Genomic DNA, 17300 nt, shown 5'->3' on the forward strand with positions numbered 1-17300 from the left:
TGTTGTTTGATGAAGTAAAGATACGACTATGTTTTGAAAAAACAAATTATTTTTTCAAAAAACAGGAAATATTTTTTCAGGCCCTCCGGGACATAAAAAAACCACTCTGGGAAGAGTGGCTTTTAACCAGCACCTTTATACGTGCCTGGCTGCGGATGCAGGACGAATATCAGGTGTCGCTGCGCATGGTATCTGCGTAATAAAAAAGCCAGGGAACAATCCCCGGCCGTGCATATATCAACCAAAATCTGTACTTTAACAAGGATTTTTTGTTATTTGATAGTAAACCCTGAACCCTAATGGAATCCCTAATTACCACTCTGGTAACAACGTTGGTAGGCCTTCTTGTAACTGGCTTTGCCTATCTTAGCTATAAACACCCACCAATTTGCCGCAAGGTGTCGTTGATTTTCGCCAATGTAACTTTGCCAATTATGCTGGGTATTGTGTTTTATTATAGGGGTCACGTTGATGCGCTCATGCAATGCCAATCAATTATTCCTTTGGCAGAAAACAAAAAATTCCTTGATATTATCATATCAGACCGCCAAGTCGTTTCATATTTGGGGTTAGCATTTGTGTTAGACGTTATTATTGTGGTAGTTTTCTTTTTCCTTTCTTATCTATTTCAAGACATGCATGCAGAAAAAATAAAGAACGCTAACGATGATCCCCCAGGCCGCTCCAACGGCGCAGAAAATTAGAAGTTTCTTTAATTCCTTCCTATTCATAAGAATAACTCTTTTGATTGCTTATACATTGACGCGAAGTTATTCCGCTCTTTGTCTGTAGGCATATACTTCGCACTACCGTGCACCCACTCTTTCAGGTAGGCGTCGGACAGTTCCACTTCGTTATCGATACGCATGTGCAATATCAGATGTGGCGTACCTCCCACGTACAGGCCGCGCTGCTCCACCCGGTCCACCAGGAAATCAACACTGTCCTGCCATGAGCCGAAGGCGACAAATAGTCGTTGATTGCCTGTACCGTTCTCGCCCTTCTTCACAACGCCCTGGATGCGGTTGTCCCATTTTTCCGGCCACCGCGCACCATCCGCCTGCACGCCGGCGTAATTGTTATTTACTCCCGACCGGCCGTTACCGCTTTCGTTTCGGAACATGATGTAAGCCGCACGCTTTACTTCCGCTGGCACGGCCAGGCCCTGAAGGTATTTAACCACTGCCCCCATCTCAACGGAAGTGCGCATATAGGGCAGGAATGGCTTATCTGTGTATGCATTCGTCATGGTAATGGTATCTTGCTTTTAATTCGTTTGTAAATGAGCGCTGCCCCAATAACCAGGGCCACAATGCCGGCTATCCACCACACCCAGGAGGGCACACCGCTGCGCGCCACCTGCTTATCCTTCACCAGCGTTTCCTGGTGCACAGTAGCCGCTGTACGCTGAGTGTTATGCGACACACTGTCCACAGTATAAATGCTATCAACCGGCGCCAGAACCGTTTTCTGCGGCGTGGTAGCGGCGGCATCCACCTTAATACCGCCGCCGGGCTGGCGCTGCGCCGTGACATCCATCGTGATATTGCCATTGGTAATATGTATGAGGTGAACAATGCCGCTGTCTACCGGCAGAAAGACGCCGTAGGCGTGCACGCTGTCCGGGGCCAGTATCACCGGCCGGCTAGCTTTAACGCTGGTCACGCTGTGTACTTGCAGGTCTGCCGACACGTGGCTGCTGCCTGTGCTATCACTGGTGCTGCGGGTAACCGTTTTGTGCTTATTCAGCGTCGAGCAGCCGGCCAGGATCACCAGGCTACTGAGCAGGAATGTTTTCGGTAGTCCCATCGGAATATACTTTAATCGTAATGAGTAATTTTTTTGTCGGGATAACCGGCGGCGTGGTCGTAGTGTCAACCGGGGCAACCGGCGCCGGGCCGCGGCTGTTAAGCAGCATCCACTCGTAGATGTTGAGCGTCTTGCCATTCACCACCCGGGTGGTTGTACCGTTGTACATTGCATCCCAGCCACCATGCCCGCCAGGGTACACCGTTGTCCAGGCATAGCCGCCGGCATTATTGATGGTGGTGGTGTACGCTTTTGCATAGTCTGTGTTCCCATCTGTACTACCTGAAATAAACCACACCGGGGTGTTGTATTTGGCGAACATCGGCAGGTTCTGCACCGCCTGCGCTTCTAGGGCTGCCGGCGACAAGCTCACCACGGCCGCTATCTTGCCGGCAAAAGTGGAATCCCAGCAGGCATACATTACCGAGGTCTGGCCGCCGGATGAAAGGCCGGTTGTGTATATCCGGTTGGTGTCTACCCGCAGCCCTTTCATGGCAGTTGCCACCGTGTATTTCCAAGCATACCGCATGGCTGCCGGGTAAGGAGACCACCCGCCGGCGTCCTGCACGGCTATCACGATAAACTTCTCCAACTTGCCCGTTACGGGATTCGTGGCCTGCGGCTCCCAGCCTGATTTGATGCGGCCCAGCAGGTAATTGCTGGTGAGCTTATTCACGTCGGTACCCGCCTCGCCAGTGCCGTGGAAGTAGATGATAGTGGGATAATACTTGGTCACGCTATCCTTGTACTCCTTGGGCGTAAACACCACGGTGTTGTCAGGGAATGCCGGCAACGCCCACTGTGTAGATGGGCTCTGAAATGTTGTGAATTGCGCCGTTGCTGTACCGGCGATAAGCGATAACAGCAGTAGTAATTTTAGTTTCATATTAAGAATTGATTGTTAACATAATTGCACACAAGCCGCCATCATTGCTACTGGATGGGTATTGCGCATTGAGTGCCATCGAGAGTACCCCAGATCCGTCTGCGGCAACGCCATCCCATGTGAGGTAATCCAGGACGTTGTACACATCACCCACGGAGTTCTTTGTTACGCCACCAATGGTACCAGTGATCCCGTAATGGGCGGTGCCACTCTCCGTTTTGTAGAAAGGGAAAATATCCACGCGGCAGGTCGCGTTGGCGGGTAGTCCGGTGAAATTCCATGTATTGGAGGCGTATACCCTGCGCGACTGGAGAAAGACGCCGCCAGGTAGGCCATGGTAACTACCGGGGCCTGCGCCCGGGAGATCCGCGGGCCATTGGGTGTACTGGCATACGAACGAAATGCCTGTTGGATTGCCATTCGTATCAACCAGCGCATTAACCGTGGTGCCCGTATCGGTAGCGGTAATCCTGGTGTAGTTGCCGGTAGCCGGGTTGGCGCTTGTTCCAAAGGCCAGCACCAGGTGCGTCTTGCCGACTTCCAGCGTAGTCTGTAGTGTTGACAACCGAGCCTCCAGCGCTGTTTTATCGCTGCTTGCAGGCAGCATATCTACCACGTGTTTGGCGGCCAGGTAGTGCAGGTAGTCCTGCGTACCCTCAGCATATGTAACGTAGTTTCCGGCTTCCTGGACACGATCCAGGCTATGCAGGAGCAGCCAGTCCTCGAACGTGAGGCTCATGAAGTTGGTTGCCGTGGCGAAATCGAACATGTGCTGGTTCCATTCCCGGTAGCTGTGATCACCGTCGTAATGGAACTGCGTCTGGGGAGCGATACGGCCGTTGGCTGCCGCCAGTGCATCTACGGCAGCAGCAACGTTCCCAACGCCTACACGCTGGTCCTGCAGGCCCTGTATGATGATACAGGGGATATCTTTGATCAATGAAGCATTGGCGGCCATGCCGTTGGATGGCGGAGAGCTGATTGCATAGGCCGCAAACCGGGTCGGTTGCTGGATGACCTTTGCGATCACGCCCGCAGCACCGTCCGAAAGACCACATAAATAAATGCGGTTCTGGTCTACGTTATAGTTGGAGATATTGTAGGCTATGCAACTATCAATAAGGTCAAGATGCTCAGTCCATGACCCTGCAGGCAACTGCGGAGCAGCCCCACGACACTTCATCAACTGGCCGGTTTCGGATATAACCAATGGTAAACCATCCTCCAGGACCTTATTAATGTCAGAGCCTCCCTGGTCAACCCCGTGCAGGAATACCAAAAGAGGTAATAGCTCAGTTCCATTATCCCCGCCCGGTAGTAATGTCCATTGCCGCTGCCCACTGGCTGCATCGTAGACATTATCGTCCGGACCGCCGGTACCAAAGAAGCGCTGGGGAATTGGCGTAGTGCTGCCGATCTGACGCCAGGCTGTTGTAGCGCGCACATAATCACCTGCCTTCAGCGGCAGCCATGCGGATCCGTTGTACACTTTCGCGCTGCGGTCAAGGGCGTCAGCCCAAGCACTGCCTGTATGTATTTTCACGTTGCTCATGGTTATGCCGGTTGTATCCATAAATCCCCCGGGAAATAAGTGCTACCTGCGGGTTCATCCGTCTGCTCAAACACCTGTATAGATCTCCCGGCGGCGCCGTCATCTCCATTTGTGCCAGGTGTGCCTGGGTCTCCCTGATCGCCCTTGGGGCCAATAAGGCCGGTACCGGCAGGCCAAGTGCCGGCTTTAGGACCATACATCGTATGCGTGGTGGTGTCAATGTAGAAATTGCCGTCAACGCCGGTGCCCGCAGCAGGTGCACCAGCGCCATATAGCACCGTATTACCGTCAGCACCGCGATCACCAGTATTTCCTTTATCACCCTGTGGTCCTGCATCCCCCGGGTCGCCTTTTTCACCTGGCTCCCCCTGATCTCCCTTTTCTCCCTTCAAAGAAGCAAGGAAGTCAGCTTCAGTGCCGGTGTTGCCGGCATCCAACCATATCTGATAGGCAGATTCTCCCGGATCACCTTTCGGCCCCTGTTGCCCGTCGCCAGCGTTTTGAGCTACGCTGGCGACTTTGAATTTAATATCGGTCATGGCGTTACTGTTTTGAGCACCTTAACGATGCCGGTTGGAGAATGGGTGATGATGTTAACAGAGAAAGGGAGCTTCAGGTCATACTCATACTCCCGTGGGCAAAGCGCCATGGTCTCTTCAGTGCTCATCAACCAGAGTTCTGTTGAGTTATCGGGATTCACCTGCAGGCCTGCGCCAATGCTGAAAATGGCCACGATGTTTCCAATCAGATCCCGGAAGGCGGCGGCCAGGTCAGGGATCAATGACCAATCAATGGGGTCATCATTTGCATCCGTAGCCTGGATGCTCTCTTTGAAGGTGTCCCCTTCACGGAAACAGATGGTAGTGAGCCTGCACATTGTTTTATTTTTTATCCTCTATTTTCTGCACTGTTTGCTCCAACGTGGTGACGCGGCTGCGTAGGTCCGCCTGGGATACCTGTACCTCTTGGATGTCATCAGTATTCTTCTGTATTTTACCATCGGTAGTTTTCTGAACCTCAGCCTGTTTCACCCTGTCGTCCACCAATCCAGATACTTTAGCATTGATGGTTGCAAGCTGCCATATTGAGGTGGCAACGTATCCCACAATAACCACCAGCTGAGCAATAGAAATGGTGATATTTTTTGCATTCACCTCCGCCATTTATCCCTCCTTTTTTTCTTCTTGCGTGATCGTTGCGCTAATGTCGGCGGTGGTAGTTCCTGTGGGTGGCGTTTTCTTTAAAGATGGACTACCGCCTATCAGCCAGGATATACCGGCAGTCAACACGGACCCCAGCAGGATGCCCTGCCCAGTGTCGACGAGGCGAATATTTTCTTTTGGTATTGGCAGGAAGGATATGCAGAATTGATACCCTATAACCGCAATGGCCAGGCCCACAATTAACCAGTAAGTCGGTTTGAAATGATCTTGCATGTTACTTATCTATTTTGCAATCCACCCAGTATTTCCGGAACCAGATTCTTTGATATACAATGTGCTGGTTGAACCGCCATCCGTTCGGAGAAATATACTTCCAACGGGCGCAGAAACTACGCTTTGAGGCGATCCAGAACCGGTAATTATTTTTACGCTTCCGAGTTGAATAGTACCAGGGGTCAATGTTATTACGGGGGTCTCCGTCTCTCCACCGGCCGATCCAGTGGCTAATCCCAGCGTAAGTGTGCTGTTGGTATTGTTAAACCCGACATACGCCCTGCGAGCGCCATTAAATAAGAAATCCCAAGTGGCGAAACTGCCGGAATTCTGCACATTTGTTTGCAAAGCACGATAATTAAAAGCATCTGTATATAACCTGCTTGTTTTGATCAAGGAAGGCAATCTGTCATTATTATAATATGCCATTTTTATAGAACCAGTGCTTAACGTAGCATTGCTAAAGAACATGAATGTCTTTCCATCACGTATAACAGTGAGCGGACGTAATGCAAGGTTTGACGATCCCGGAAAAGTAATAGGTTGTGAATAAGGTTTCCATCCGTTTGGAAAATTATCAACAGTAGTCCACAGGACACCTATATTGTAGTTTGTGCTGGAAGATGGCCCGCGCCCCCAATACAATAGATAAAAATAATCTCCTTGTTGAAGTAGTTCGGGATCAGAAGCAAAAGCATCCACATTCCATGGGGCGATGTTAGAAGTGAATAGAGTAGTATCTGAAACAGTCCAAGGACCAGCAGCACTGCTGCTGGTAGCGTAACCAAGCCGTTCATCACCATACGGTCCTCCATTGAAGAACATATAATATTTGTTACGATATTTAGCCACACAAGGGCGAAATATATAGTCTCCGTTTTGCAGAAAACCAGCAGGTGCAGTTAATGCGGGAGTGGAACTACGTGTCCAGGGGCCTAAAAGACTTTTCGCAGTTGCATGACCAATCTTCGATTGTCCTTTCTCAAACCCCAAATTGGGAAATCCCACGTAATACATATGCCATGTACTGTCGGTTGGATCGAAAATGACCTGAGGAAATGTTACTCCTGCACTATCGAATGTACCTGGTGTGGCACTATATTGAAATACGGGATTCTCGTTATATTTTGACCAGTTATAGAGATCTGTTGAAGTAGCCGCACCAATGCTTTCTGTGCCAATATTGACATCTCCATTTCCATTCCAAGACGAGTAAAGCATTACGTATTTACTTAGTGCAGGGTCATACGCTACATCAAATCCTAGGCCGATCAAATTACCTTCCCAGCCGATACCATTTGGAGACAAAACAGTAAAGGAACTGTCATATAAAAATGAGAGCAACCCAGCTTGCCTGTTCACGAAAGTTCCTTGTGTTCGAGTAGCGAATTGCAGCGAATTATCTATTAGATCCGCGCTACCATTTGATCCCACCAACTGAATATTTGGAGAAGGACTGTCTGCCTGCTTTACCCATCGGTGGAGAAGCGCTGAATACCGGTAAATCGAACCGTTTTTCATTGCCAGTTGTCTTTCTGGGCTTACATTGGTGGCTGTAGTGATCAAAGTGTCGTCAGGCAACAAAAGCCACTTTTTACCACCAATACCTACATATTCATTACTGGTAGGTATCTGGTTTAATATCCCTTGTCCTAAGGCGAAAAGGGGAAGAAATGTAAGTATAAATATGGATGTTATTTTCATATTAGTAATATATAACGGTGAATACTGAGTCTTCTTCCAGGACGGCGCCGTCTATAAGCTCCCACGTGCCGGTAGAGCTGTTCTTTGAGTACTGCGTTGAGTTCAGCAGCAGTCCATCGCGATATAGGCGGTACCGCTTGTTTTTTAGGTCATCGTTTTGGTAGTATGTTTTTCCAATCAAGGTGCCTGTGATCACCAGCTCCCAGTCATCCGGCACGGTGCCGATAAGGGCGGCAACGGCTGTGGCTATGCAACTGATCAGTTTCTGCCAGGTGCGGAAGAAGTATCCAGTGGCGCCGACGAACATGACCAGCTCCGTATCATCCGGGCAGTTGTCTTGCACCCTGGTGGCCGCGGCATCCCGTAACTCTGTTGCACAATTAGCCATTGTCGAATATTGAAAATGGTTCACCATCCAAAAGCAGCTCACATCCCTCAATGCCTACCACAAAGCAGCAAACGTCCCCTACTCCGGTGAGGCATTCCAGCAGGTCTTTCTTGTCATAATCCTGGCAAGAAGACAATAACCCTGCTGTAACGGCCGGGCCGGACGGGGTAGCAGCCGTAACGCCGGTTAGGCAGTCCATCAGGGCCGCCTTATCGTAGTTCAGGCATTGCGAGATGAGCGTGCTCATTTGAATAGCTTGGTGATGAAATATTGGTTCACGGTGGTGCTCAGATACACATAACCCAGGTAGATAAAGAATATCCATATAAAGTTTATGTGTACAAAATCCTGAAAGAGAATAAATGCCAGATAGGGCAAACCCAGGGCATGCGCTGCAAAGTGCGACGTACACACGGCGCAGCCACCCAGGGCATTGTGCCAGAAGGTTTTGCCGGCCAGGTCCCAGGTGCGCAGCTGCTGCTGCCATTTGCCCAGCCAATGCCCCTGCTGGATACTGATCCAGAGCGAGCGAAAAATGCTGGCTGCGGCCAGTAAGGCAAAGAATGTAATGATGATAAAAACGAGAATAGCCATATTAACAATTGGTGTTTGGTGTGATGGAGGGAAGGCACTCCCCAGCATTCCAGGTAGTGACGAAATCAAATTCAATGATTACCACCTGCCGGTTGTATAGGTGCTGCAGCGCATTTTGCAGGTCTTCTTTTGGAATCTTAGCAAATTCCTTTGCCACTGCAGCTTCGCGCGTGCTGATCGATTTGATCGGACGTATCCTTTTATCGCCATATTGCAGGAGGGAGTCTAAAAGAATTTGAATAAGTTCCTTCGGCATGGCATTTTCAACAATTGCCACCAGGTAACACTTTACGGTTTCATCCACGGAGCGCCTGGTGTCGCTTATCTGTGACCTGGCATCTGTGTAGCGGATCTCCGGCTCGTTTCTGATATAGAAGTAGTTCCCATAGCGGTCATCGATCCCGATAGCTTGCTTTTCAAAGCCGTCACCCCGAACAATCAGGCCAGTGCTTTCATCCAGGATAACATTGGCAAAACCAGAACAAAACACACCGGCCCTGTTCAGGATAAAGTCTTTGAGTGCTATGAAATCGGTTGTAATCATATGTTATCAAGCAATTCGCGTGTGACAAGATTGAGCTCCGAAACCACCTCTTGTGCGTATATCTCTTTTTCCTCAGCGGTAGCCGGGAAAATGGTGTTTTCTTCTTTCTTAAAGTGCTTCTCCAAGCCCTTACGCTTTTTGGATTGCAACTCGCTATCGAAGCCGATGAGCGTCTCGTTATCACCGTTCTGCATGGTAAAGGATAGCTTCAGGTCTCCTTTCATTTGCAGGTTTACTTCGCTGGTTGGCCTGCCCTGGATCTCGCGAAATTCCTTGTAGCCTTCTTTCAGGTACATGGTTGTGCGGTCAGAGTAGTCCTTCTTTACCAGCTTGCTTTTCGCCTTCCTGGTAGCTACATCGCTGTATTTAACCCGGGTGGTATCCTTGCCGTTCTTACCGATGGCCTTAAAAGCGCCCTTCTGGATGAACTTTTCCTTCGGTACATAAATGGGTGTGGTGCTGTACTGCCCAATGGGCTTTCCTTCGCTGTCCAGGCCATCCCGAAACACTCGGTTACTCATGGTTGCCAGCAGGTTGGTAGCTGCAACAACGATAACACGCTCAGAAAGCCGTTCACCGGTCCTTTCGGCCAGCTCGCGTAGGTTGGTGTTATATTGTTCCAGATCCATGGTTTAGACGTTGGGTTTAAATGATGGACGATTGCAGGTGATGCAGGATTCTTTTACCTTCAGCATGAGCTGCGGTGCGGCCATGGCGAACTCATTCCACTTCTGTATATAGGTCGCCTCAAACTCTTGTCGCTTCTTTTCTGCTTCCTCCCTGTTGTAGATCGTGAAGTTATTCAGCCGGTCGCTGTACAGGCGCTCTTCCATTATCAATGACCGCATCTTCCAGAACACTATTTCTCCTATGTACTGTTTTGACCAGGCACAAAGCAGTTGAGAGAGGTCGCAGGTGCAACCAAAAGCCGCGGAGATGCCGAATCCCTCCGTTTTAATTTCATTGGTGCCGTTCCAGCCGCGCACGTAGCCACATTCATTTGGCAATGTGCCGCCGCAGCCCTCACGGCAGATGATTTGGGCGTTATATGTAGCCAGGTTGGTGTTATCCAGCGTAATGCGCACTTTGTCGCCTGAAGCCACGAAATCCAGGTTAAACTGGTTTACCTGGCCACCCACCAGCTGTATAGGGTAGGTGTATTCTACGTTGTTATCCCATACCTTCAAATTGATGCTTTCCACAGATTGCACAGGGCAGATAGACACTGTAGATATTTTCAGCTTACGGATAAATGAAGGTTTCGCGCCGTATATCGTAATTCCGCGTGCAAGCGATGTTGCGGGATTGGTGATGTTGGTATTGAATATTGCCGCATCAATTAACTGTAGGGAATCATTGGTAGAATAACCTTCCCCAAGCAATATCTTACCGAAGTCGTTCTCAACTTCCATGATGGCCCGGTCCCGTGCTGCCTTCAGCACGTTCATACCACGAATGTATTTTTCATCCGTGATCGCGGCAATGCCTTTGTATTTCACTTCAGCAGCCTGCCAGATATCCCACCCGGAAGTGGATGGCACATTGGAAACACCAGGGCAGAGGCTATTTATTGATACAATGTTTTGCAGGCAGGTGTTCATGCACGAAGAATTAAAGGGAGGCCGTGGCCTCCCTTATGGCAGTTATAGATAGGATCAGGTAGTAGGTGTGAAAGCGTAGGCAGTCGAGTTGATGAGACCTGCACGGGCGCTGTAACCACTGTACTGTATGTAGGCACCACTGAGGCTGAAGCCATCGCCGGCAAAGCTCTTGAACATGTTGAGCATGTCAGTATCGCTTGCCAATACTACCTGCGGACGGAACGTGTTACCATCGATGGTGAAGTCGTTCACGGTCAGCGGATAGGTGAAGCCAGGATCATACTGGTAAATTTTCGCCGCAATTGTGCCACCACTCGGAACACCGTCTTCAGGGCAGGTAACGGGAGCAGGCGGGCAGGTAGTGAACTGCATGATACCGTTCATGCCTTGAATAGCACAAACGTCCAGCGGCATTGTGAACAGATCGAAGTTCAACTTCCACTGGATGCGCCATACTTCCTCACACTTGTCGTAGATAATGTTGAGGTCCCACAGCAGACCCGTCGCGGGGTCGGGAATGGTGCTTTTCAGCCAGTCCGGGCCTGATTTGAACATCTGTTCAGGAACAAGCCCTTTCAGGTCTGTAGCAAAGCGGCCTACGTTGAAGTTGAACGGCAGGAATTTGATCAGTTGCGGGTCAAAAGTGATAAGGTTCTCGGTGTCGTTGCCGATGGCCCCGTTGATATGCTTATCGTAGTACCACTGGTCTGTACCTTTTACTTTGCTGATATCCTGACCCAGGGAATTAATTGCGCCGATTTCCAGCAGCTTTTCGATGTTATACAGCGGCGCGCTACCCACTACGTAGGGAGTGGAGAGCTGGGCATCCACGTAGGCACGTTCAACATCCCACATACCCATGGGCCGCAGTTGGCCGGTAGTCGGATCGATAAGGTTAACGAGTTTGGAAGCCGAACCATCCGGCTGCACACCACGTTTTGCTATCAACAGCGCCATCAGCGCGGTTTCCAGCTTGCCACGTACTTCCTGCAGGCTGGCCCAGATATTGGCCATGGCCCACTCATTGGCGCCCAGGTCATCGAGGTCGCGCAGGTCTTCCAAAGCAATCAGAAGGACATCTGAAGAAACGCACTGAGATAGGGTAAGGTATGTCTGCTGCGGGATCTGCTTAACACCACCTTCACAGATATTGTCAGAGCAAGAACCGCTATCGGAACATTTGGGGGGGAGATAATTGATCTTGAGAGTGCGTTTCTTACCAGGTTCAGAGCCCATATCCTGGGCGCGTATTCTGGTATTCTTGGCGGCAGCGGAGATCAGTGCACGGAGAAGGCCGCCAACGTAGTCGTTTTTAGCGTATTGCCAGATGCTTTTTTGAATGCTCTGGTGTGCCTTTTTAAAAGACATAGCCTTTAAGTTATAAAGTGAATGAATCACCCGACTTAAAGGCTCGCGGTATTAACCTACTGTCTTCTTTTAAAGAGTACGACGTCTCTACGTTTATTTCAAAACCAAAAGTAACGTTTTATCGCGTACTGTAAAAATTATTGGTTCATGATAGCACTACCCAGGGCGTCCAAATCCTGATTGTTGGTAGAGAAGCCGGGAGCTGAGTGTGTCTGCTTGCTCATGTCTACATGGTCGTTCGGGTTTTCGGTGCGATTATCCGTTTTCAGGATGCCGCTTTCTTTTGCGAACTCGGTCATAACGTCATTTAGTTGAACAGCAACATTTCCTTTGAGCGCGGGCCGCTCTGGATTGGCCAGATCGCGCAGCTCCAGGGTTCGATTGGTTTCATCGTAGTGGTCCTTAAATTTTGACCGTAAATAAGCCTTTGCCAAGGATGCCTGTGTTTTTACATTGCCGCCGGTGCGAGGCACTTCTGTGAGCGCCGTTTCCAGCAAAGCATCGATGTCGCGCTCGTTATATTGGTTGCGCAGGGCAGTCAAGGCCTGATCCTTTTCAGCCACTCGCCTGTTCATTTCATCTTCTGCTTCCTGCAGCTTGGTCTTCATCTGGTTACGGATATCCTCCAAGGAGCTATCCTTTTGGCCCAGCATGGTGTCCAGGAACTTCTGCAGTGCTTCTTCGTCCTTCAAGCCTTCCAGGTCTGAAGTCTTCAATACATTGTTGGAAAGCCGGCGAAGATGCGCGCGAAGATCGCCGCCATGTTTTCCAGCAAGTTGTTTTGTCAGATCTCCCTTTATCGCAGCCTCCAATGTAGGCTTGATAATGGGAGATCTCGAGTTGTCTACATCGGTGATTGCATCTTCATATTTAAACGCGGCATCAGCCTGATCATCTGCCACAATTTCTACATCCACCCCTAGCTGTTTGATAAGTTCGTGGGCCTGCTTGGCCGTCATTTTGAACTTTGCCATATGTTTTTATGCGTTTTTTTTTATTACGAATTTGGTTGTGTCCTGATAGTACTGTTGGTAAGTTGAGGTGCTGACTTTAAAGGGAATACCTTCACTTCCATCAGGCTTCAAACTTGCCAGCAATATTTCTCCGTATGCAAGCTTGTAGGAGCCAATCTCGTCCTTTACAGGATCAGGAGCGGGAGTTGCGGAAGCCGGCATTAGAGGTTCGTTGGAACCCTGTTCCGGTGCCGCATCTGACGTGTTAGTATTCTTTTTTGGTGCCATGTGTTATATGATTTTGTAGCCAGCATTTTGTCTCGCCAACCTCACGGCAAATTCTCGTCCCATGGGATTGACGCGACCGTCCGGGCCCTGTACCCATACCTGGTTTGGCTTGAGATTTCCATGCCTTGAATTGGCGGTGGAAGATGATGGATTGGTAATCTTCCCGATGCGGGGATTGGTAATCGACGGTTGCGCGGGCGCGTCATTGTTCGGATCCAAAGCCGGAGCGGAGGCGGACGGCTGAAGAGGGGCGCCAGGAGTGGGGGAAGTCTGCGCCGGCGGCTCGTTGGCCGGGGGCTGGAGGGCGGGCTGATTTTCCCCGCCATTGTTGGATGCATTTTCCGCCTCCAAATTGGGATCAGCAATCACTGTTACATTGGTGCTTGTCTGTGCCATCAGGCGCTCAAAGGCAGGATTGGAGAGGCCGAGTTCTTTAAGTTCGTATGGAGTCTTCCCCGGGTTCTCTCTGTAAATCTTGGCGTCTTTCGGCGCAAGTTTCAAATCTTCCATATCTATTATAACTTTTAGTTATCCAAAGATAACTAAAAGTTATTTACTCTGCATACGTATGGGAAAAGCACCATGGATGCAATTGTAACCTCCACGGTAGGTACAGAAGTTTTCAACAGTTGTTCCAGGGATACGGCCCGGCTTCAGATTTGGGTCCTCAAGGAATTTAGCCAGTTCCTCATTTGAGATGTCTCTGCGAAGATTAACCAGGTGCACGCACAGTGGGCGGCTGTCTCGGACAGTACCACCGACATACTTTATCCCATCCAAACCATATTCCTCTTTGATGATCTGGTTCACTGTACCATTGAACTGGTAGCTGGTATCGCGGGCCACCTGGCTGTTATACTGGGAAAGGTTTGGCAACGGTTTTCCAAATGTGTCCTGGCGCCCGGAAAGGTCTCCCGTGGTCCAACGGTCGAGGATCTTCTCCATGTCACTTATGCTGGCGCCGGTGGTCACTTTTTGCAGAAGCAGGTGCTTTACCGGCTCCTTAAACTGGCTGTCGATTCCGGAACCATACATAGCTTCCCGGGCCTGCTCGTAGACAACCCGGCGGGCCGGTTCCAGCAGAGATGCTTTCACCTGCAGATCATTGTAATTCTGGTGAAGGGTGGCATTGACTTCCGCGATGGTGGAGAATGTGCCAAGATAGTCTTTGATAGCGTTGGTGTACAGTTTCCCGGTCAGGATGTCCTCAAACTTTTGCTCAATGATCACCATGCGCTGGCGCAGATCCTGGGAGGCAATGAAGCGTCCATCTTTGATCTCAAAACGCGCAATCTGCTGCTGCAGCATGGCAAGCAGCTCCTTTTGCACCTGCTGAGAGCTGGTGTCTACCTGGCTGATCGTGGATTGAATCCAGTCCAGGTGCTCAACAATATCGTCGTGAAGGTTATCGGCCATGCGGTAATTCAGTTCAGGAATATTTCCTCGTATTGGAACTGTTGCATGTAGAAGGTTTGGTCAAGTTCGTTTCCGTTGAAGTCCCGTACTCTGACGCCAAATGGATAGAAGCGCTTATCATCACTCACAAAACGATCTACACGATACAGGTGCATTACGTGCACACGATCTCTGATGTTAGGCCAGTTCGTAGTTTCACGATCTGCCACACACCATGCATATAACTCAGTTATTGGGCTGATTTTGTACATCCGTTGGGTTGCCATTACCATCCAAGACTGCGAAGTTCTTTACCACAAGGAGGGGCTTCATCTTCGCGTCAACCAGTGCTTTAAGGTCGTCAATACTGGCATTCTTGAAATATCTGGTGCCTTTCTCCCTGCTGATCTCGTCCAGAATGGAGGGCAAGTTACGGGAAAAAATCAGATCGGTTTTCTGCACCTTCCCAGTTGTGATCATTGTTAGCTGCTCATCTTCAGTATATACAAACAGATCGTCCAGCTGCTCAATGACTTGTGTTTTTTTCTGGAAGACATCATCACCGGCAAAACGCTTGTCAACATATTCGGTTATCTGGCGTTTCCGAATAAAACCTGGAATGTTCCCCTTGGTACTGTTGATAAGTTCATCAAGGAGATCTGCAGCCGTTTTGATCTGGAATTGAGAAGGCTTTATCAGTGTGAAATCATAGACGTATGGCATGGTCTTACCATCACCGGTGGCCCTCACATTGCGGAATGCAATGATATCAGAAATGGTGGGAAAAAGTATGGTGTCGAATAGCTTATTGCTCACCGTGCTGATGAACATGTACAGCTTTTCCTGGTCTATGGCCTTAGCATTCCCACTCTGGGCAGCGTCAATATTGAGCAGATTGAGCGCACGGAGGATGTCGCTCATGATCTTGCCGTTCTTATCGTTGTGGTACTTATTGATATTAGTATCCGGGTTGTTCAATACAGTACCGCCATCCTTGAGCTTCTCCCAGTCGCTGAATGGCACTTTCAGTCTGTCCGCCGGGTTGTTGCTGGTTAAACCTTCGCCTTTACATTTTGGGCACGCCCTCAGTCTCGGCGGTTCACCATTCTCACCGGGCCAATTTACCTCTCCGGATCCATGACACTCTTTGCAATCATCGGCTATCTGCGTAATGTACGGATGGCTTGCTTCCTTGTCCACCAGTTGTTCTGCAGAGAACGATGAAATATACTCGTTGGCAGTGGGGATCGCCTTATCGTAGTAGCTGTCGTAGTAGCCATCATTATTCCACAGACCTCCGGCTATGGATGCAGGTAGGTGTCCCAGCATGGTGGCAAAGTAACCGCGCGGATCTACCCGGTATTGGCCGCCGTCCACCTTATCAAATCTAAATATAGCGCCTGGCGTAAGCCAATATCCCCAGTCTCCGTGCTTAAACACAAGGTCTTCCGGGCCATCATATACGATATTTTTGCTGTTCACAAAAAGTATCATGATCTCCAGCCTGTCTGCCGTTTGGTCGAAGTATGGTTTGGAAGGCATGCGCACGATGTAGCCGTTGGGATCCTCTATAATACCAGGTAACACGACTTCCGACATATAGGTTATCAGGTTCATGCCCTGGAAGTTATTTCCCCATATGTAATCGTTGTCGTCTTTGTCGGGCAACGTAAGGGTATACTGGCTATCCTGGAATATCGCACCACGCAGGATATCGGTGAGCATGCCAAAAGGCGCCTTGGTATGCGGCCTGTACTGGCTCAGGCGCCATTGTCTGGTTACGTCTGCCTCCCGGGGGTGCCGATTTATCAGGAATGTTTCAAAGATATACTGGTACTCTTTCCCACCCCAACGTGGAGGGATAATATACCCTCCGTTGTCACCCGATAGATCCCTAAAAGATGGTCTTACCCCACGTGTGTGTAGGGATACTTCCAGAAACACATCCTTTCGCTTCTTCAGAAGAATGCTTTGGCTGTCTGGCGCTTTTGATACGTCATTAAGAAGATCCTGCGCCTTTTGCGGTGTAAGTAAAGCCATGGGAGAGCAAAAAGGGAGCGTTTCCGCTCCCGTTGTGAAGGAAAGAAGTGATTAAAACAGACCTGCCAGATCAGGACATGTATTCAGGGAAATGGTAGGCGCATTGAAGCTCAGTGGATCGCCAAGGAAGTTGATGGACAACGATTTCAGGTCCACGATATACCCTGCCTGTACCTTCTCCTGGCCGCGCCATACCTGCAGAGTTGCCGGCATGCCAACCAGCGAACCCTCAGCGCGGGGAATTTCCAGCGTGCCATCATCGTACAGCAACAGGAAGTTAAGCTGGGTAGCCAGGTTATCAATATTTTTCCACCAGCTCCAGTCGTAAAATTTAGCGGGAGCACCAGCGGCGTCTACATCCAGGCCAATGCGATCTTTAGCGGTTAACTGACGTGATACCTTTTTGATGAACTCTGGCCGAGTGTCGGATATTTCGCGGGACACTGTGGTAGGATCTGCGAAAGCCACGTCCTGCAATTCATTTGAGAACACCAGGCCGGGAGTTGCACCTACACCAGTGGGAGCCATGAGCGTAGCAAGGGCAGCGCAGTCAGGCGTGTCCGGAATGGTGATGTTACACTTGTAAAATCCAATCCGCTTTAAAGCACGCCTGCGTTCATCGATTTTACAGGCAGCGGAAAGAATTGTTGTGAGGGTGAAATCTGCGCAAGCATCGTTGCAGAGAGAAGCCATCGTCGTAGTTTGAAGAGATTATTATTATCCGCTTCTGAGGTGGGAGGAT

At 49.8% G+C, this 17300-nt stretch carries 23 protein-coding genes; 1 reads left to right on the top strand and 22 read right to left on the bottom strand.

The annotated features are described in order from the left end of the window. The first annotated feature begins 299 nt into the window (after nucleotides 1-299). A complete protein-coding gene (locus DCC81_RS11870) occupies nucleotides 300-704 on the top strand; it encodes a hypothetical protein (RefSeq protein ID WP_108686840.1) in 405 nt (134 codons plus the stop codon). A 23-nt stretch (nucleotides 705-727) separates the two neighbouring features. On the opposite strand, the gene DCC81_RS11875 is transcribed toward DCC81_RS11870, so the two are convergent. From DCC81_RS11875 to DCC81_RS11980, 22 genes are all read right to left on the bottom strand, one after another. Then, on the bottom strand, nucleotides 728-1249 hold the full coding sequence (locus tag DCC81_RS11875; protein ID WP_108686841.1) for a hypothetical protein: 522 nt from the start codon (nucleotides 1247-1249) through the stop codon (nucleotides 728-730). Further along, complete coding sequence (locus DCC81_RS11880; RefSeq protein WP_108686842.1) at nucleotides 1246-1809, bottom strand: hypothetical protein; 564 nt, start codon at nucleotides 1807-1809, stop codon at nucleotides 1246-1248. Before DCC81_RS11880 ends, DCC81_RS11875 begins: the two co-directional genes overlap by 4 nt. After that, a complete protein-coding gene (locus DCC81_RS11885) occupies nucleotides 1778-2695 on the bottom strand; it encodes a carboxylesterase family protein (protein WP_133177636.1) in 918 nt (305 codons plus the stop codon). Before DCC81_RS11885 ends, DCC81_RS11880 begins: the two co-directional genes overlap by 32 nt. A gap of 1 nt (nucleotide 2696) precedes the next feature. Further along, nucleotides 2697-4238: a carboxylesterase family protein gene (locus tag DCC81_RS11890; RefSeq protein WP_165806556.1), complete on the bottom strand. Its 1542-nt coding sequence runs from the start codon at nucleotides 4236-4238 to the stop codon at nucleotides 2697-2699. A gap of 11 nt (nucleotides 4239-4249) precedes the next feature. After that, the gene (locus DCC81_RS11895; RefSeq protein ID WP_108686845.1) at nucleotides 4250-4786 is read right to left on the bottom strand and encodes a collagen-like domain-containing protein; all 537 of its coding nucleotides are present in this window, start codon (nucleotides 4784-4786) and stop codon (nucleotides 4250-4252) included. Further along, nucleotides 4783-5124, bottom strand: a complete 342-nt coding sequence (locus tag DCC81_RS11900; protein ID WP_108686846.1) for a hypothetical protein — start codon at nucleotides 5122-5124, stop codon at nucleotides 4783-4785. The genes DCC81_RS11895 and DCC81_RS11900 overlap by 4 nt, the downstream gene beginning before the upstream one ends. Nucleotides 5125-5128: 4 nt before the next feature. Beyond that, a complete protein-coding gene (locus tag DCC81_RS11905; protein WP_108686847.1) occupies nucleotides 5129-5410 on the bottom strand; it encodes a hypothetical protein in 282 nt (93 codons plus the stop codon). Next, on the bottom strand, nucleotides 5411-5683 hold the full coding sequence (locus tag DCC81_RS11910; RefSeq protein ID WP_108686848.1) for a hypothetical protein: 273 nt from the start codon (nucleotides 5681-5683) through the stop codon (nucleotides 5411-5413). Between the two features lie 9 nt (nucleotides 5684-5692). After that, entirely contained in the window at nucleotides 5693-7387 is a 1695-nt protein-coding gene (locus tag DCC81_RS11915) for a glycoside hydrolase family protein (RefSeq protein WP_108686849.1), read from the bottom strand. Nucleotide 7388: 1 nt separating this feature from the next. Continuing rightward, entirely contained in the window at nucleotides 7389-7775 is a 387-nt protein-coding gene (locus tag DCC81_RS11920; RefSeq protein ID WP_108686850.1) for a hypothetical protein, read from the bottom strand. Then, nucleotides 7768-8022, bottom strand: coding sequence for a hypothetical protein (locus tag DCC81_RS11925; RefSeq protein WP_108686851.1), 255 nt, complete (start codon nucleotides 8020-8022; stop codon nucleotides 7768-7770). Before DCC81_RS11925 ends, DCC81_RS11920 begins: the two co-directional genes overlap by 8 nt. After that, entirely contained in the window at nucleotides 8019-8369 is a 351-nt protein-coding gene (locus DCC81_RS11930) for a hypothetical protein (protein ID WP_108686852.1), read from the bottom strand. Before DCC81_RS11930 ends, DCC81_RS11925 begins: the two co-directional genes overlap by 4 nt. Before the next feature lies 1 nt (nucleotide 8370). Then, nucleotides 8371-8913, bottom strand: coding sequence for a hypothetical protein (locus tag DCC81_RS11935; protein WP_108686853.1), 543 nt, complete (start codon nucleotides 8911-8913; stop codon nucleotides 8371-8373). Beyond that, nucleotides 8910-9542 (bottom strand): hypothetical protein, encoded by a 633-nt coding sequence (locus DCC81_RS11940; protein WP_108686854.1) that lies wholly within the window; start codon nucleotides 9540-9542, stop codon nucleotides 8910-8912. Before DCC81_RS11940 ends, DCC81_RS11935 begins: the two co-directional genes overlap by 4 nt. A gap of 3 nt (nucleotides 9543-9545) precedes the next feature. Beyond that, nucleotides 9546-10514, bottom strand: coding sequence for a hypothetical protein (locus tag DCC81_RS11945; protein ID WP_108686855.1), 969 nt, complete (start codon nucleotides 10512-10514; stop codon nucleotides 9546-9548). Nucleotides 10515-10568: 54 nt separating this feature from the next. Further along, nucleotides 10569-11882, bottom strand: coding sequence for a hypothetical protein (locus tag DCC81_RS11950; protein WP_108686856.1), 1314 nt, complete (start codon nucleotides 11880-11882; stop codon nucleotides 10569-10571). A 137-nt stretch (nucleotides 11883-12019) separates the two neighbouring features. After that, nucleotides 12020-12856: a hypothetical protein gene (locus DCC81_RS11955; protein WP_108686857.1), complete on the bottom strand. Its 837-nt coding sequence runs from the start codon at nucleotides 12854-12856 to the stop codon at nucleotides 12020-12022. A gap of 6 nt (nucleotides 12857-12862) precedes the next feature. Then, on the bottom strand, nucleotides 12863-13123 hold the full coding sequence (locus tag DCC81_RS11960; RefSeq protein WP_108686858.1) for a hypothetical protein: 261 nt from the start codon (nucleotides 13121-13123) through the stop codon (nucleotides 12863-12865). A gap of 3 nt (nucleotides 13124-13126) precedes the next feature. Beyond that, nucleotides 13127-13633: a hypothetical protein gene (locus tag DCC81_RS11965; RefSeq protein ID WP_108686859.1), complete on the bottom strand. Its 507-nt coding sequence runs from the start codon at nucleotides 13631-13633 to the stop codon at nucleotides 13127-13129. A 39-nt stretch (nucleotides 13634-13672) separates the two neighbouring features. Next, complete coding sequence (locus DCC81_RS11970) at nucleotides 13673-14539, bottom strand: hypothetical protein (RefSeq protein WP_108686860.1); 867 nt, start codon at nucleotides 14537-14539, stop codon at nucleotides 13673-13675. A 225-nt stretch (nucleotides 14540-14764) separates the two neighbouring features. Beyond that, nucleotides 14765-16558 carry a DnaJ-like cysteine-rich domain-containing protein gene (locus DCC81_RS11975; RefSeq protein WP_133177637.1) on the bottom strand — a complete coding sequence of 598 codons (1794 nt, stop codon included), beginning with the start codon at nucleotides 16556-16558 and terminating at the stop codon, nucleotides 14765-14767. A 51-nt stretch (nucleotides 16559-16609) separates the two neighbouring features. Continuing rightward, entirely contained in the window at nucleotides 16610-17251 is a 642-nt protein-coding gene (locus DCC81_RS11980; RefSeq protein WP_133177638.1) for a hypothetical protein, read from the bottom strand. Nucleotides 17252-17300: the final 49 nt, after the last annotated feature.

Origin of the sequence: Chitinophaga parva, from assembly GCF_003071345.1 — a bacterium.
Classification (GTDB): Bacteria; Bacteroidota; Bacteroidia; order Chitinophagales; family Chitinophagaceae; genus Chitinophaga; species Chitinophaga parva.

Excerpts from the sequence above, each read along its gene's own strand:
- DCC81_RS11870 (WP_108686840.1), top strand. The coding sequence starts at position 300 with ATGGAATCCCTAATTACCACTCTGGTAACAACGTTGGTAGGCCTTCTT.
- DCC81_RS11875 (WP_108686841.1), bottom strand. The coding sequence starts at position 1,249 with ATGACGAATGCATACACAGATAAGCCATTCCTGCCCTATATGCGCACT.
- DCC81_RS11880 (WP_108686842.1), bottom strand. The coding sequence starts at position 1,809 with ATGGGACTACCGAAAACATTCCTGCTCAGTAGCCTGGTGATCCTGGCC.
- DCC81_RS11885 (WP_133177636.1), bottom strand. The coding sequence starts at position 2,695 with ATGAAACTAAAATTACTACTGCTGTTATCGCTTATCGCCGGTACAGCA.
- DCC81_RS11895 (WP_108686845.1), bottom strand. The coding sequence starts at position 4,786 with ATGACCGATATTAAATTCAAAGTCGCCAGCGTAGCTCAAAACGCTGGC.
- DCC81_RS11900 (WP_108686846.1), bottom strand. The coding sequence starts at position 5,124 with ATGTGCAGGCTCACTACCATCTGTTTCCGTGAAGGGGACACCTTCAAA.
- DCC81_RS11905 (WP_108686847.1), bottom strand. The coding sequence starts at position 5,410 with ATGGCGGAGGTGAATGCAAAAAATATCACCATTTCTATTGCTCAGCTG.
- DCC81_RS11910 (WP_108686848.1), bottom strand. The coding sequence starts at position 5,683 with ATGCAAGATCATTTCAAACCGACTTACTGGTTAATTGTGGGCCTGGCC.
- DCC81_RS11915 (WP_108686849.1), bottom strand. The coding sequence starts at position 7,387 with ATGAAAATAACATCCATATTTATACTTACATTTCTTCCCCTTTTCGCC.
- DCC81_RS11920 (WP_108686850.1), bottom strand. The coding sequence starts at position 7,775 with ATGGCTAATTGTGCAACAGAGTTACGGGATGCCGCGGCCACCAGGGTG.
- DCC81_RS11925 (WP_108686851.1), bottom strand. The coding sequence starts at position 8,022 with ATGAGCACGCTCATCTCGCAATGCCTGAACTACGATAAGGCGGCCCTG.
- DCC81_RS11930 (WP_108686852.1), bottom strand. The coding sequence starts at position 8,369 with ATGGCTATTCTCGTTTTTATCATCATTACATTCTTTGCCTTACTGGCC.
- DCC81_RS11935 (WP_108686853.1), bottom strand. The coding sequence starts at position 8,913 with ATGATTACAACCGATTTCATAGCACTCAAAGACTTTATCCTGAACAGG.
- DCC81_RS11940 (WP_108686854.1), bottom strand. The coding sequence starts at position 9,542 with ATGGATCTGGAACAATATAACACCAACCTACGCGAGCTGGCCGAAAGG.
- DCC81_RS11945 (WP_108686855.1), bottom strand. The coding sequence starts at position 10,514 with ATGAACACCTGCCTGCAAAACATTGTATCAATAAATAGCCTCTGCCCT.
- DCC81_RS11950 (WP_108686856.1), bottom strand. The coding sequence starts at position 11,882 with ATGTCTTTTAAAAAGGCACACCAGAGCATTCAAAAAAGCATCTGGCAA.
- DCC81_RS11955 (WP_108686857.1), bottom strand. The coding sequence starts at position 12,856 with ATGGCAAAGTTCAAAATGACGGCCAAGCAGGCCCACGAACTTATCAAA.
- DCC81_RS11960 (WP_108686858.1), bottom strand. The coding sequence starts at position 13,123 with ATGGCACCAAAAAAGAATACTAACACGTCAGATGCGGCACCGGAACAG.
- DCC81_RS11965 (WP_108686859.1), bottom strand. The coding sequence starts at position 13,633 with ATGGAAGATTTGAAACTTGCGCCGAAAGACGCCAAGATTTACAGAGAG.
- DCC81_RS11970 (WP_108686860.1), bottom strand. The coding sequence starts at position 14,539 with ATGGCCGATAACCTTCACGACGATATTGTTGAGCACCTGGACTGGATT.
- DCC81_RS11975 (WP_133177637.1), bottom strand. The coding sequence starts at position 16,558 with ATGGCTTTACTTACACCGCAAAAGGCGCAGGATCTTCTTAATGACGTA.
- DCC81_RS11980 (WP_133177638.1), bottom strand. The coding sequence starts at position 17,251 with ATGGCTTCTCTCTGCAACGATGCTTGCGCAGATTTCACCCTCACAACA.